This window comes from Hydrogenophaga sp. 2FB (genome assembly GCF_005503365.1).
GTDB lineage: Bacteria > Pseudomonadota > Gammaproteobacteria > Burkholderiales > Burkholderiaceae_C > Hydrogenophaga.
The window spans coordinates 25,241-38,279 of sequence record NZ_SCML01000060.1 but is presented as its reverse complement, the minus strand read 5'-3'; the positions used below and the strand labels follow the sequence as shown (position 1 = coordinate 38,279).

The 13,039-nt window shown below is 59.5% G+C and carries 14 protein-coding genes and 3 pseudogenes; 8 read left to right on the top strand and 9 right to left on the bottom strand.

All coding sequences use genetic code 11. The annotated features are described in order from the left end of the window. Nucleotides 1-173 precede the first annotated feature (173 nt). On the top strand, nucleotides 174-980 hold the full coding sequence (locus FFS09_RS25890) for an AAA family ATPase (protein ID WP_137921823.1): 807 nt from the start codon (nucleotides 174-176) through the stop codon (nucleotides 978-980). A gap of 197 nt (nucleotides 981-1,177) precedes the next feature. Here the strand turns inward: FFS09_RS25890 and FFS09_RS25885 are convergent, their stop codons facing one another. Together FFS09_RS25885 and FFS09_RS25880 are read right to left on the bottom strand one after the other, a co-directional pair. Beyond that, a complete protein-coding gene (locus tag FFS09_RS25885) occupies nucleotides 1,178-1,399 on the bottom strand; it encodes a hypothetical protein (RefSeq protein ID WP_137921822.1) in 222 nt (73 codons plus the stop codon). A gap of 338 nt (nucleotides 1,400-1,737) precedes the next feature. Then, nucleotides 1,738-2,094: an XRE family transcriptional regulator gene (locus FFS09_RS25880; protein ID WP_137921821.1), complete on the bottom strand. Its 357-nt coding sequence runs from the start codon at nucleotides 2,092-2,094 to the stop codon at nucleotides 1,738-1,740. On the opposite strand from FFS09_RS25880, the gene FFS09_RS31625 reads away from it, so the two are divergent. Beyond that, a complete protein-coding gene (locus FFS09_RS31625; RefSeq protein ID WP_354595897.1) occupies nucleotides 2,093-2,269 on the top strand; it encodes a hypothetical protein in 177 nt (58 codons plus the stop codon). The two genes, FFS09_RS25880 and FFS09_RS31625, sit on opposite strands and share 2 nt — an antisense overlap. A 41-nt stretch (nucleotides 2,270-2,310) precedes the next feature. Here the strand turns inward: FFS09_RS31625 and FFS09_RS31620 are convergent. Further along, a pseudogene (locus FFS09_RS31620) lies at nucleotides 2,311-2,370 on the bottom strand (type II toxin-antitoxin system RelE/ParE family toxin); the annotation flags it as partial. A 775-nt stretch (nucleotides 2,371-3,145) separates the two neighbouring features. Beyond that, complete coding sequence (locus tag FFS09_RS25870; protein ID WP_137921820.1) at nucleotides 3,146-3,970, bottom strand: hypothetical protein; 825 nt, start codon at nucleotides 3,968-3,970, stop codon at nucleotides 3,146-3,148. 310 nt (nucleotides 3,971-4,280) lie between these two features. Here FFS09_RS25870 and istA point away from each other — a divergent pair. Continuing rightward, nucleotides 4,281-5,138, top strand: a pseudogene (gene istA, locus FFS09_RS25865) (IS21 family transposase); the annotation flags it as partial. 207 nt (nucleotides 5,139-5,345) lie between these two features. Here istA and FFS09_RS30745 read toward each other — a convergent pair. Continuing rightward, nucleotides 5,346-5,513 (bottom strand): hypothetical protein, encoded by a 168-nt coding sequence (locus FFS09_RS30745; RefSeq protein WP_171020185.1) that lies wholly within the window; start codon nucleotides 5,511-5,513, stop codon nucleotides 5,346-5,348. A 456-nt stretch (nucleotides 5,514-5,969) separates the two neighbouring features. On the opposite strand from FFS09_RS30745, the gene FFS09_RS31270 reads away from it, so the two are divergent. The 3 genes from FFS09_RS31270 to FFS09_RS25850 all read left to right on the top strand — a co-directional run bounded on the left by FFS09_RS31270 (nucleotide 5,970) and on the right by FFS09_RS25850 (nucleotide 8,694). Further along, the gene (locus tag FFS09_RS31270) at nucleotides 5,970-6,815 is read left to right on the top strand and encodes a hypothetical protein (RefSeq protein ID WP_252374526.1); all 846 of its coding nucleotides are present in this window, start codon (nucleotides 5,970-5,972) and stop codon (nucleotides 6,813-6,815) included. Nucleotides 6,816-7,055: 240 nt separating this feature from the next. Next, the gene (locus FFS09_RS25855; RefSeq protein WP_137921819.1) at nucleotides 7,056-7,652 is read left to right on the top strand and encodes a DUF6088 family protein; all 597 of its coding nucleotides are present in this window, start codon (nucleotides 7,056-7,058) and stop codon (nucleotides 7,650-7,652) included. Further along, on the top strand, nucleotides 7,645-8,694 hold the full coding sequence (locus FFS09_RS25850) for a nucleotidyl transferase AbiEii/AbiGii toxin family protein (protein ID WP_137921818.1): 1,050 nt from the start codon (nucleotides 7,645-7,647) through the stop codon (nucleotides 8,692-8,694). The genes FFS09_RS25855 and FFS09_RS25850 overlap by 8 nt, the downstream gene beginning before the upstream one ends. Nucleotides 8,695-8,835: 141 nt before the next feature. Here the strand turns inward: FFS09_RS25850 and FFS09_RS25845 are convergent, their stop codons facing one another. From FFS09_RS25845 to FFS09_RS25835, 3 genes are all read right to left on the bottom strand, one after another. Then, on the bottom strand, nucleotides 8,836-9,537 hold the full coding sequence (locus FFS09_RS25845; RefSeq protein ID WP_137921817.1) for a hypothetical protein: 702 nt from the start codon (nucleotides 9,535-9,537) through the stop codon (nucleotides 8,836-8,838). A 162-nt stretch (nucleotides 9,538-9,699) separates the two neighbouring features. Beyond that, nucleotides 9,700-10,164, bottom strand: a complete 465-nt coding sequence (locus FFS09_RS25840; RefSeq protein ID WP_137921816.1) for a helix-turn-helix domain-containing protein — start codon at nucleotides 10,162-10,164, stop codon at nucleotides 9,700-9,702. Between the two features lie 267 nt (nucleotides 10,165-10,431). Next, the gene (locus tag FFS09_RS25835) at nucleotides 10,432-10,893 is read right to left on the bottom strand and encodes a DUF2846 domain-containing protein (RefSeq protein WP_137921815.1); all 462 of its coding nucleotides are present in this window, start codon (nucleotides 10,891-10,893) and stop codon (nucleotides 10,432-10,434) included. 728 nt (nucleotides 10,894-11,621) lie between these two features. Here FFS09_RS25835 and FFS09_RS25825 point away from each other — a divergent pair. Together FFS09_RS25825 and FFS09_RS25820 are read left to right on the top strand one after the other, a co-directional pair. Further along, nucleotides 11,622-11,915, top strand: a complete 294-nt coding sequence (locus tag FFS09_RS25825; RefSeq protein WP_137921814.1) for a DUF5983 family protein — start codon at nucleotides 11,622-11,624, stop codon at nucleotides 11,913-11,915. An 82-nt stretch (nucleotides 11,916-11,997) separates the two neighbouring features. Then, a pseudogene (locus FFS09_RS25820) lies at nucleotides 11,998-12,469 on the top strand (hypothetical protein); the annotation flags it as partial. Nucleotides 12,470-12,739: 270 nt separating this feature from the next. Here the strand turns inward: FFS09_RS25820 and FFS09_RS25815 are convergent. Continuing rightward, nucleotides 12,740-12,943: a hypothetical protein gene (locus FFS09_RS25815; RefSeq protein ID WP_137921813.1), complete on the bottom strand. Its 204-nt coding sequence runs from the start codon at nucleotides 12,941-12,943 to the stop codon at nucleotides 12,740-12,742. Nucleotides 12,944-13,039 lie beyond the last annotated feature (96 nt).

Genomic DNA, 13,039 nt, shown 5'->3' with positions numbered 1-13,039 from the left:
GCTGCCTGGGCAGACAGTGCTCGATGGTGGCGAATTGTTCGGGCGTGATTTCCATACCCGAGAGTGTCTGTCGCCGGCTTAGTAATTGCTATTAGTGTTAACACGCCCTAGCTTATCTCGGTGTGAATGGCATTCAACTTCAGCTGGACCTGGCTGGACAACGGGGTCGCCAGATGCAGAAGCTAAAGCTCGTATCCGCCAATCGGTCGCTCAAGGTAAAAACTTCTGGCATCTTGAGCGAGGGTGAACAAAGAGCAATCGCGCTCGCCTCATTCCTGGCGGAGGTGGGACTCGCTCCGGGAAGTTCTGCCATTGTGTTCGACGACCCTGTCACATCCCTGGACCATCGATGGCGTGAAAGGATTGCACGACGCCTCGCTATCGAAGCCAAGCGTAGGCAGGTGATTGTCTTTACCCATGACTTGGCCTTTGCGAACGAATTGATGGAGTGCGCAAAGAGGGAGGGTCACAAGGCCGCGGTCCGGCATGTATTTGCAGCCGGCGCCGTCAAGGGGAAGTGCAATGACAAGTTGCCTTTCGAAGCGCAAAAGGTAGCTCCTCGCATTAACTCGCTCAAGGACATTTATCAGCGTGCGAAAAAGGCGCTTGAAGTGGATGGCGACCACGAGAAGTACTCTGAGTTGGTGTCTGTCGGATATCGACGGCTCAGGGACTCATGGGAGATGTTGGTCGAAGACCACCTCTTTGCTGGTACCGTAAAGCGATTCCGTCGACCTATTCAAACGCTCAAGCTACGAGGGGTGCGAGTTGAAGACTCGGACGCGAAGGCCATCTACGAGGGCATGACCCGAGTGTCAACCTTTGTGCATGAGGGCGGTGACGAAGCGCCTCCGGCGCTACCCGAGCCGCACGAGTTCCTCGCTGACATTGTGGCGCTCGAGTCAGCCATGAACAGTGTCGAGGCCAACAGCAAGCGGGTTGAAGCTGAACGAGAGAAGCTCGGGATTCCTTCTTCCTAGGCGCGTCCCATGGTGGCGCGCAACCTTGCGCGAGCGGGACCGCAGAGACTTCGCCATCAATCGCAACAGCTGACATAGCGTGCTCGACGAGCTTGGCATTTGCGTTGTTGAAGGTCTCAGCTGCAGAGACCTCGAAGCACTACGCGCTTCATGAAAGGACGTTGCACGCCTATCTCTGAATAGCTCAGGCCGAGTCTTTAGACCTGCAGTGCCGGGTTCAACAGATCCACTCCTGCACCCTTGCACTTGATCCAAGGACCGCCGGGATGTTCACGACCGTCCCAGGCCACCAGTGCCGCAAGCGCGTCGCGCGCATGCTCGTAACAGTACCGCCTTTCGTAACCCTCAAAGCTCAACCCGACCACCAGGCCCACGGTGAAGTTGAAGCGGCGCAGCCCGCAGACGGTGTCATCGATCACTCGAATCTCGACGTAGCCCTGGCCGGCTAGAAAGCCCTTCAGCTTCGGCGTGCGCCATCGAGCAGGACTTTGGCGGTTGGCCCTGGCGTTCACATTAGATGTCACGCTGGACGCTCGCCTCACCACACCGTTCTCGCAGCGCCTCGATCATGTGCAGCTGGCATGGCCAACGCCCAAAACTCAGGCCGCTCAGCGATGTGCACATCCCCTTCAACCTGCGTTCGCTCATTTCCAGATCGCAAATCGCACCTCTGTTGGGTGCGGCGATCAGAAGGGTTTCGCATCATGGCGGTCGACACCTGGCGCAAGCTCGCGTCCTTGGATATGGCAGGGAGCGTTCAAACCGTCGCCCGGGCCTTGCGCCCCGCGCCCGCAGGCTTGTGATCAGAGGCGACATCCACACCCAGGTGCTCGATCACCACTGGGGGGCGGTTCGGGAACTGCGCCACCAACTCGAGCTTGCCGCCCATGCTTTCGACGTAGTGGCGCAGCGTCGAGAGCAGCATGTCACTGCGCTTTTCCAGGCGGGAAATGGTGTCCTGACGGACCCCCAGCGTGGCAGCCAGTTGCTCCTGCGTTTGCTGCACAGCTTGGCGCAGGTCTTTTAGGGTCGCCAACTCCATGGCGCGTGCTTCTACCCGCTGCTGACGGGCTTTGGGCAGCGCGGCCATAACGTCATCGAGTTTTCTTGCCATGATGGTTCTCCTTGCTCTGCTGGGCCAGACTGTCCACGTGTTCGTCGTAGCGCTCATCGGCGATCTGGATCAGGCGTTTGTAAAACCTGCGCTGATCCGCGCCGCCTTTGTCACCACCAACCAGCAAGATGGCTTGTCGCTGAGGGTCAAAGGCAACGCTACTCGCCAGACTTGACCATTCCACGAAAAGCGCAGCTCTTTCATGTTGGTGTGCCGTGAGCCCTTCAGCGTATCCACGGTGGGGCGCCCTAGGTCCGGGCCAAATTCAGCCAGCAACCGGGCGTGCGCCAACAGTTCGTCCTGCAGGTCCCTTTCAGATCGCCGAATTCAGCGTCAAAAGCGGCATGAAAGAGGACGGTCCAAGTCATGTTGATAATTATGGAGTTAAGACCATATGGAGTCAATGCCATAATTTGACGGGGATGTCACACCACTTCTCCGGGCGCTGTATCGATCTGATAGCCGCGGCGCTGTTCAAACTCGCGGTACATCCGGTCCAAGACTGCATCGGCACCCGCCAACCACCATGTCTTCCCAACCCTGGCCATCGAGCCCTGGCAGCACACCGATCGCGCTGCCCCACAGCTGGCGTTCCTGGTGGGCGCCTACGGACGGCGCCAAGTACGGATCCAGGATTCCGCGCCCTGGTGACTCGATCTCCGGCTCAACGCGCCCAGGTAGTTCATCTTCAGTGTTCGGTGCCACTCGACCACAACTGGGGCTCGAGTTCCTGGACAATCTTTAGGGAATTTCTCCCCGAGCCGGTTACACAGGTTTCCGGCCCGCTCGAGATCCTTCAAAGGTTCAAACCACTGCTCCCGCTCACGTAGGTAGTGACCAGCAGGGTGGCCATGTCGTATGAGAAGAGGCGACCCGCTTCAGCGCAGCCAGCAGATCCAGCACGGGTCCGGCGTGGACCTCATCGCCCGCCAGGTGGGTTACGGTTTCGGCCCACTGGTCAGCGGATGTGCGTGTGTAGCTCACCTGGTACTTCCACGCGATTGCTCTAACGCATTCGGCCGCGCCCGTGGTCGGGCACATCATATTTGGGTCATTTGATGAGCATGCGTTGAATGAAAGGGGCAAACCCTTCGTAGACATCAACAGCTGAATACATGCAGATGTAGACGTCCGCCTCAGTCTTGGGCTTTCCGCAATACACGTCAAGAGACACCAAAGCAGTGGTTCCTGATCGCGGAGTCTTGGTTGCACGTGCACCAATTGCATGGGGGTCGTTGGGGCTGTACGTCTCGATGATCGTGTCGTTGGCCGACTGGATCTTCATCTTGGAGTGCTCCAGGATGTAGATCTGGGTAAGGGCAAACGTCTTTCCGCACTCGAGCGAGTCCTTGCACGAGACCTTGGCCATCGGAATCGCCTTGGCCATCCTCAACGCGAGTGCCTCACGGTCTCTTGCTGTGATTGCCCGGCGAGTCACCTCCTCAGCCCTCGCCTTCTCCATTCGCGCCAGCTCTTCTGCCTTCTCGCGCTCAATTCGGGCGAGCTCCTGCGATTTCCTGAACTCTTCCAGGTCTCGAGCCTTCTTCACCTGGGCAAACGCCTCCGCAATGTTCTGCTCTGCTTGCATGGCCGCCTCCGGTGTTGCGACTACCCTGTACATCTCAAGTCGCTTCAATTCCTGCCTCGGGCCAGCGACAAGACCGTTGGCCTCGATCATGCGAACGACACGGGCGACACTAAAGGTCGCAACGCCCCCGGCGAGGATCTGCGGATAGGCTTTCACAAGGGCCAATGCACGCTCACGATTAGCCACGTTCTCGGTGACGAATCCGTCTTCCAAAAACACATATGCAGACTCCCACCTGCGCTCTGCGATCGCCGCTTCGGCGTGTTCCAGGTAGCTCTTGTGCGACATGGATCCGCAACCATAGAGAAACAAGCCGATTGAGAGCATGACAAACACTAGACGGTACACAGAAACTCCTCGAGGTGCAGTTCGTGACATTCTGGCATCGGCGCCGCCGGTGCCAGCGTGATCCTTTTGCCGAAGTTCTGCATGACGACAAATCTCTACCCCCGGCGGCCACCCAAATTCCCCCACCTGACTTGATCGGGGACAGGGGGTAAACGCCGGCGCCGTCGGCACCTGTTGGCAGGACGATTGTTCGGTCTTCCCCGAGGGAAGGCCAAGGAGTGAATGTCTTGAAGCCAATCAACGCGCCACAATCCACACGCTGCTGGAGCGCAACACGCCGCAAAGGGAGATCGCCCGCATCACAGGTATAGACCGCAAGACGGTCAGAACCTACCGCGAGCGCTGGCTTGCGCAGCAATCGAATTCCCCCGGGGTGTCCACCGGCTCGGATGCCGCGGCCACCCAAATTGCCCCACCCTGGCCACCGGCTCCAGCGCCGGTGGCCACATCCCTGTGCGAACCTCACCGCGATTTCATCGAGGCGCAGCTGCGTCTGAAGCGCTACGCCATGGCCATCTACCAGGATCTGGTGGACAGTCACGGCTTTGCCGGCCAGTACAACTCGGTCAAACGCTTCGTGGCCAGACTGCGCCACAAGGAGCCAGAACAGTTCGACCGCCTGTCCTTTCTGCCGGGAGAGGAGATGCAGGTGGACTACGGAGAGGGGGCGCCTACCCGGGTGCCGGGCAGTGATCGCCGGCGCAAACCGCGCCTGTTCGTGGCCACGCTGCGCTATTCGCGGGCGAGCTACCGCTGCGTGGTCTGGAAGTCCAGCCAGCAGATCTGGGCTGAGTTGCACGAGCGGGCGTTTCGCCACTTCGGTGGCTGCCCGCAGTACGTGGTGCTGGACAACCTCAAGGAGGGTGTCATCACCCCTGACCTCTACGAGCCCGAGCTCAACAGGGTGTATGCAGCCACGCTGGCGCACTACGGCGTGGTGGCCGACACGGCCCGGATACGGGACCCCAACCGCAACTGCACGGTCGAACACGCGATCGGCCACCCCCAGGCCACGGCCTTGAAGGGACGGCGCTTTGAGTCCATCGAGGCTCAGAACGCGTTCCTGGCGCACTGGGAGCGCAACTGGGCGGCCACCCGTGCGCCAGGCCTGCGATGGTGACCTTCGTCCGGCTTTTTGGGGCCAGTTCCCGGGTTCCAGGCCGACTTCCCTGCCGAATTGATCGACTCCTCGTCGCAATCCGTGACGTAGCAAGAAGATCGCAACCGAAGAAATGCGCGCGGCACGTCACAATTTCGACCTTAGTAGTTGTCGGCTAATGTGACTTTCAGTACTTGCCGGCCAGGCGCGAGGGCGCTATTCGTGACCCCGGAGCGCTTCGAGCGCTTCATCCAGCGTCTCTGCCGCCTCCACATGCAGAGCCATTGCGTTCGCATCGAGCTCAATCCCGCTGGGCAATCGGCCCGACTCGGCGCAATCTCTGAGGACATTGATCGCCAGGCGCAATGCGTCGGCGGTGGTCATCGTAGTCATGGGCAGTGGACCTTTCAGACCTCGAGTTGCAACAACGCCGTCATTTCATCGGCGGAAAGTTGACGTGTTCGTTTGAGTGCGACGAGCATATCTTGAACAGGTCCTGGACAAGCCTCGTCGCCAACCTACTCGCATTGCCGTCCGGGCCCATTGGTCCATGAGCGCCGAATACTGCCCACCCTATGCTTGCGCGCGAGCTCGCAAATGAACCGCTCTATGCAAGACGCGGACCTCATTCCTTCCGCACGGCAAGTACCGCTTGGTCGCTCGTTCTTCTGCCGTCGATAAAATCTCACCACTCGCCATTGACCTGAACGCGCACCAAAGCCGGCGCCTACCTCCATGAGCCACTCGAAACCTACCGGTGCCGCCATTGAAAGCGCGGCTCGGGCACTGCTGGAGCGCCACCGGTGTCCAACGCCTTTTCATGTTGTACGAACATACTTCATGGGCGACATCGCCAGTCCGCGCTTGAACGCCTCCCCGTTGGGCGCGCTAGCGCGAATCTGGGGTGGCGAGTTGCCCACGTTCGACTCGGAACGAGACCTGCAGGAAGTTGTCAGCACGCTCGTGCAGGGCCTTTGGAATCGCCTCGCCGATCACCAGAGCTTACGCGATCCGTTCTACCTGACTCGCTTCGAGGTGCTGCCAACGCGGCCGGCCCTGCGCCACCTGGCCGTGATCCGTGCGCAGGAACTCCATGGCTTCATCGATGGTCTGTTCGGATCTGAAGAAGAGATGCAGCTTCCCCAGAAAGCGCACGATGCCGTCCAGGGGTTGTCTGATGTGTACTCGATGTTCAGCGGCGCCGCTGACTTTCTCGAGGACGAATCGAAACCGGCGGCGCAGCAAGAGCTCGAGGACCTGCTGCGCAATTTCCAGAAGCTGACTATCGCCGCCGACGAATTGATCAACAAGGCTGCGCAATCATGCAAGCGAGCGCGCGGCCAGCGACTGGACACCATGAGCGCCAAGCCCTTCCGAAGAGGCCTATGGTCCGGACAAGCCGAGGCCGCGTCTCACATGCCTGAGCATGACGATGGCCACGAACCAGAGTTGATCGAATCTGCGTTGAGCCAGCAGGTCACTCGTCTTGGGGTGTCCGTCAGCATTCAGATCTATAGCGACGGAAACGGGAAGTGGATTCTCGAAGTCGTCGATGCGGAGAACACGTCACACGTTTGGGATGATCCGTTCGAGTCCGATGGCGATGCCCTTGCAGAAGCCATGCGCGCGCTCGAAGAGGAGACTCTGGAATTCTGGGGGGCTGCAGCAGAGCGACCGATGAATTGAGGCACGGCAGACGTGCTACACAGGACTTGGTCGACCAGCACGGCTTTGACGGCGCCTACAACTTGGTCAACCGTTTCGTGGCGCGGCTCCGACATAAAGAGCCCGAACAGGCCATCGCCTGTCCAGCCGCAACTACGCATCTGATTCTCACGTTTCGTCAAATCTGGCTCCTCGAGACCGGCCGTCCGAGTTGAAGGCAAAATGTCAGAAACTCTGATACGATTCTGATACGAGGCCGCTATGAGCACCCTTCCCGCTTCCATCCTGTCGCACGCCAAGGCCCTTCCCGAGGGAGGAGTGCTTTCGCCCAAAGAATTCCTGCATTTGGGGAGTCGCGCCGCCATCGATCAGGCGCTTTCTCGGTTTACCCGAGAAGGCAAGCTGCTGCGCGTGGCGCGGGGCACCTATGTCACGCCGGTCTCAAGCCGTTTCGGAACCAGGGCACCCGCTCCCGAAAAGGTGGTGCACGCACTAGCCGCGCAAAACGGCGAAGTGGTAACGCCCCACGGCGCCAACGCTGCCAATGCGCTGGGCCTGACCCAGCAAGTACCCATCCGCGAGGTCTACCTGACCTCGGGGCGCACCCGAAAGCTCAAGCTGGGGCGCTCCGAAGTCACGGTCAAACATGCTCCCCGATGGATGCTCGCCCTGGGTTCTGGCCAAGCCGGCGCGGCGGTGCGGGCGTTGGCATGGATGGGGCCCAGCCACGTGCACGAGTCACTAGCTGCGCTGCGGCGCACCCTTTCTCCTTCCGAGTGGCGGACGTTGACCTCCGCACGCGCGGCCCTGCCCTCCTGGATGGCACGCGCCATCGGCGAGGAAGCGCTTCGTGGCTGAACCTGAGCGCTACTTCGCCCTAAGCAAGGACGACCAGGGCGAAGTCCTCGAACAGGCTCGCGAGAACACCGGCAGACCCACGCATCTGCTTGAGAAGGATGTGTGGGTCGTCTGGACGCTTGGTGCGCTGTTCGAATCAGCGTTTGCGGCCGACCTGACCTTCAAAGGCGGAACTTCGCTGTCGAAGGCCTACAAGATCATCGACCGCTTCTCCGAAGACCTCGATCTCACCTACGACATCCGAAAGCTCATCGCGGATCTCACTGGCGGCGAAGATTTCCTGCCTGCAAGCCGCAGCCAAGCGGGCAAGTGGACCAAGGCTGTTCGCGACCGGTTGCCCGCGTGGATCGCTGCCGAAGTGCAGCCGACTTTGCAGAAGGCCCTCGATCTTGAGAAGCTGGATGTCAAGTTGGAAATCGCCGGCGCCGACCAAGACAAACTCCTGCTTCACTACCCAGCCGTCAGGCAAGGGACTGGTTACGTCGCACCAGTTGTCACGCTGGAATTCGGCGGCCGTGCGACCGGGGAGCCGCACGCGGTCATGGCCGTGACGTGCGACATGGACGGACAGGTCGACGGCGTGACGTTTCCGACTGCGTCGCCCTTGGTGATGAGCGTTGCGCGGACCTTCTGGGAGAAGGCCACCGCTACCCACGTCTACTGCGCGCAGGGAAGGATTCGTGGCGAGCGCTACGCGCGACACTGGCACGACCTGGCGGCGATCATGCGCAGCTCCCAATTTCGGGCAGTGGTTGCAGACCGCGCCGTTGGCCGCGCTGTAGCCAGCCACAAGTCCCACTTCTTCAGCGAGAAAGATGTCGCGGGTAAGGTCATCGACTACTTCGCCGCGGTGGAAGGCGGCTTACAGATCGTGCCCGATGGTGCGGTGCGCGAGGCACTCGCTACAGACTACGCCAAGATGCTTGAAGATCAGGTGATGGTCGGCGACGCCCTGCCCTTCGATGAACTCATGAAAGTCTGCGCCGAGGTTGCGCAGCAAGCCAACGGCGCTGCCCAGCCGCCGAAGGACCAAACCACTTGATCGGATCAAGAATGCGCCACTCGCTCGCACAGTTCCTCGAACTTTAGAAGCCTGCCGTCTCGATCGTGCTGTTCAGTACGTACGGCATGGCAAAGCACCTTCGGGTCGACAAAGAGTGGCACCAGGTCTGGACCCTCGTTCCTACCGTGGGGCACCTAAGTCCACGGAGTCGAGATGAGCTCGGCCCTTCATTGCAGTGCCACCGCGCCATATCGCAAGAAAGTCGGGTGTCCCATTGAAGGCACGCGAGTAAACCCAGGGCGGTGTGATCCTCTCGTGGGGAAGCGTCCAAATGGACTTCTCCCGATGAACATGCTCATTGCCAATAAAGATGTACTCGTCACACGACTCGATGAGCCTCTCCTCGCTCACACCAAAGGAGCTGCCCCCAGCGTGGGGGCGAGCTGGATCGAATCGATGGGTAATCCAGCAAGCGACGACAACGCTCGGCCTGTACTTCTCCACTGCAGCGTGAGCATCGAGCTTCTCGACGTGCTCTCCATACGGAACCGTTGGCTGTCCGAGTTCAGCGTAGCGAGCCTTCATGGCCGGCTCCTCCTGCTGGCGATTGTCAGTAGCGGGGATACCTAGCGCCTTCGCCAGGACCCCATGTCCAGCGCCAATCTCAATGGCGCTCCGACCCCCAATTCGAGAGCGCAGGAACTGACAAAGCTCCTCGGTCGGGAAGCTGTAGAGTCCGTGCTGAACTCCAAACAGGAGTCGCTCTTGAGCGGTGGTGGCCGCCAATGTGGACGCGCTCACCACCTTGAGCTGCCGACACTCATCCAGCATGAGACTGGCGATGTCTCGGGTTCCAGAAGGGTTGACGAGGTAGGCGTCCATCACGTGAATCGGTACTTTCTGAAATCGTGAACGCGCAGATGTGGCGGCCGCTACATACAAGAACCCTTAGCGATCATGGTGAGTGGTGCTGTGCGAGGCCTTGCCAATCTTCAAGTACCAAAATTCAAAAGACGCCTATGCAGGCGCTTCTGAGTGTCCACGTCAAGCCGACTTGGCCTTTGAAACTGCTGCGCGCTTGCCCAACTTCATGGCCGACTGAATACGGACTAGAGCGCTTGCGCGAGGCTGCGCTTTGCCCGTCTCCCACTTCCACACCGATAAGCTAGAGGAGTCAACCAACCGGGCCATCTCGCCCTGAGTGATTCCGAGCCGCTTTCTGAAATCTGCGAAAGCCTCATGATTGAAAGATCCCAGAGTTCCAACTGGCGAGCGGGTTGCGGGCTGGGTCGGAGGGGGGGCCGACGGCAACACCACGGCCGCTGTCTTGTGGGTCACGCGTTCGGCACGGAACAAGCGACCTTGTAAAGCCTTGAGCTCGCGCTTGAGTGCTGCTATGTCGGACCGCTGGCCCGTGCAGGTTTTGCGCAATGCATCGAGCTCGCCTTTCAGCTCCTTACGGGCTATCCGGGCGACCTCTTTTTTGAGGTTATCTGCAAAGTTAGTCATGGACATATCGTACGGCCTGACGATGTCGGCTGCAAACTATGCCTTTGAACCCTTTCAAGACTTCGCCATCAAACCATCTAACGAAGCCGTTCGCACCCGTTAGAGGGCAAGTGGCAAGGATGTTCTGGACTACCCCTGGTCGAGTGTACGTCTAGCCTCTCTCTATATAGAGAATGGCGTGAGTGCCTACCGTTCCCTCCTCTGGAAGAGACGGCTCAGCTCGGGCTTTGATCAGATCCTCTCCGGAACGCCTAAAGGGGGAAGGCGCTACTGAGCACTCGGGACCGCGTACTCCGCCTTTTTGACGCACTGTTCTGCTTCCACTCGATTCGAGAAAAAGTCGACCGTTAGCGTCCCAAATCCGCCACCTGTAATGCCCACCCAGAGTATTTGCACGTCGCCCGCTTTTGCAGTGACGTCCAGAATGCCGCTTTCGCCTCCGGGTGAGTTCTTTACCTTCACGCCATGCGTTCCGGGCTCCAAAGCGACGTGAGCAAAGTTGTTCGGTTTCAAGGTGCCGATAGGTTGGTCGTTGACGATGACCGTTGACCTAGCGCCTGCACCGACCCAGACAGCAGGCTCTCGACACACGTAGAGACTCGCTTTGCCGGCAATGGGAGCGAGCGTTTTGAGACTTGCTTCGACATTCTTGTCGCCGTATTGAACGGACGCGCAACCCGTCATTGCAAGCAGAGCGAAGGCTGCGCATCCGGCATGAATTCGAGTCATGGTGGAAGTTTTTGAAAGAAAATTAACTGGTTAGCGAAGGCCATTCGTCGCACAACTTTCACCAAGGTTTCCCAACAATGGCGGGCACGATGTGCGCGACCTCTTCTGGCCGATCGCCGTTATCGTAGCCGAGCATAACGACGTTCAACACGCACGACCGACATTAAGTTCTCCGCATGGATCCGGCCGAACTTGACCCCGACGATCTGCGCACCTCTATGGCTCTAGCGCTGGACTTCCTCGTGGCTCATCGAGTCGCCCGTGACCTGACTATGACCGTGCCCGCGTAACTGCCGCGTGCGATCTGCTGGAGCAACGTGTACTTGAGGCGCTGGCGGAGACAGACCGAGCTCTGATACCTGAGGATTGGTCATGGAGGCGCGCAGCGCACCTGATCTCGAGCAAGGTAGCCATGCTCCTCGTCGAGGAAGAAGATTCAAAACGAACGTAGGCATGAGTCCGCATGCTGCAGACTCAACCTCTCCCGAATTGCCTGTATCAGGCCCTCAGTGGTGGTGATGCTATTGAACGCCACTGGAGCTTCTGCAGTGAGCCTGGTGCCCGCACTTCGAAACTCGGCCACTGAGCAGCACGAATCGAATGGCGCACTCGGCGTCGTCCATCTGTGCCAGAAGAATCCAATCGGCCACCGATGGTCGTGCCTTGTACACGTTCCACTTCAACTTCCCTCGATTGATGCGTGGCCACACCAACATCACCCTCGCACCATGGAAATCCACCAGATGCTGTGCCTGAGCACGGCACACCTCACCCAGACCACACGCGAACAGCTGGACAACGACGAGCTCTACCACCCCAAGAGCGCGCACGGCTGGTTCGTCTATGGGCCCGATCCCGCACGTCAGGACCTGCTGAGCAATCCCGCGTTGCCGCAGGACATGCGCGACTGCCTGACCTTCGCCAGTGCGCAAAACACTCAGTGGCTCATGTTCGATGCTGACGGCCCAGTCGTGCTCGATCTTGCGCTGCACGAGGAAATCGAACTCGCCATCGCGCACTAACAGGGCGTTGAAAAATCCCCCGCCGGTGCTCGAATCGGCCACTACGATGTGAAGCCACCGTAGTACGAACCAGATAAGGACGATGAGAGGCAACCAAGACTTCCAGGGGGCGATGTTCAGCTACATCAGCCTTGAAGAGCGCGTTCCGCAGTCGCATCTGCTGTGCAAGTTGCGCGCGGTGGTCGATGCGCTGCTGGTGACGATGAGCAACGAATTCGAGGCGGTAGGCCTGGGCCTCGCACAAGAGCTTCAAGCGCAAGGACGATGACAGCGCAAGCTCGCCCGGACGCAATCCCGAGATGGACTTCAAAGGGCAGGAGCGCTGCAACGACACCCACGCCAGCACCACGGGCACAGATGCCCGGCTTTTCAAGAAGAGCCAGGGCGACAAGTCCCGCCTGTGCCACATGGGGCACATCCTCATGGAGAACCGCACCGGGTTGATCGTGGATGTCGAGGTCACTCACGCCAATGGAACGGCAGAGCGCGAGGCGGCGCTGGCCATGCTCGGGCGACGGGGCAACAGGAACAAACTGGCTGCGGTCGGCACCGACATCCTCGATGAAGTGCAGCACGCGATGGGCTCCGAGGACGGCGACAACATGCTGCTCGCCCTCAAAGCGGCACGCAACGAAATCAACCCGCGCCCGGAGGTTCCAGGCTACTTCTTGTTTATTGGAACAGGATCGCATCGGTTGATGCGCCGCCATGGTCACCAGCGCGCAGCGCTTGTGGACGCTGCAGCGCGGGAAAAGAAAAGCCGCCTTCAGACCAAGATCTGATGGCGGCTTGGGGGTGAGCCTAGCGGCTCGCAAACAGAGCGCCTAGGCGCGTCCCGCTCGGCGGGTGACGTTGGGTGCCTTGAATTCGTCATCGAAGCGTCTGCGCTCGATTTCGTTTTCTTCGGCCAGTTTTTTGTTCAGCTTGCCCAAACGGATGTTGAGTGGTATCGCAGCTGCAATACCCAAGAACATGATGATTTTCAGGATGTCGGCGCCGGACATGAAGTTTTGAAGCAGTTGCTGCATGTGGATGTTCCAGATTTTAGGGTTGCCCCCAAGAAACGCAAGTTTTGCGCGTCGCTAAGCATCGACTTTTCAGTCGTTGCTTAGCGACGCGCAAAC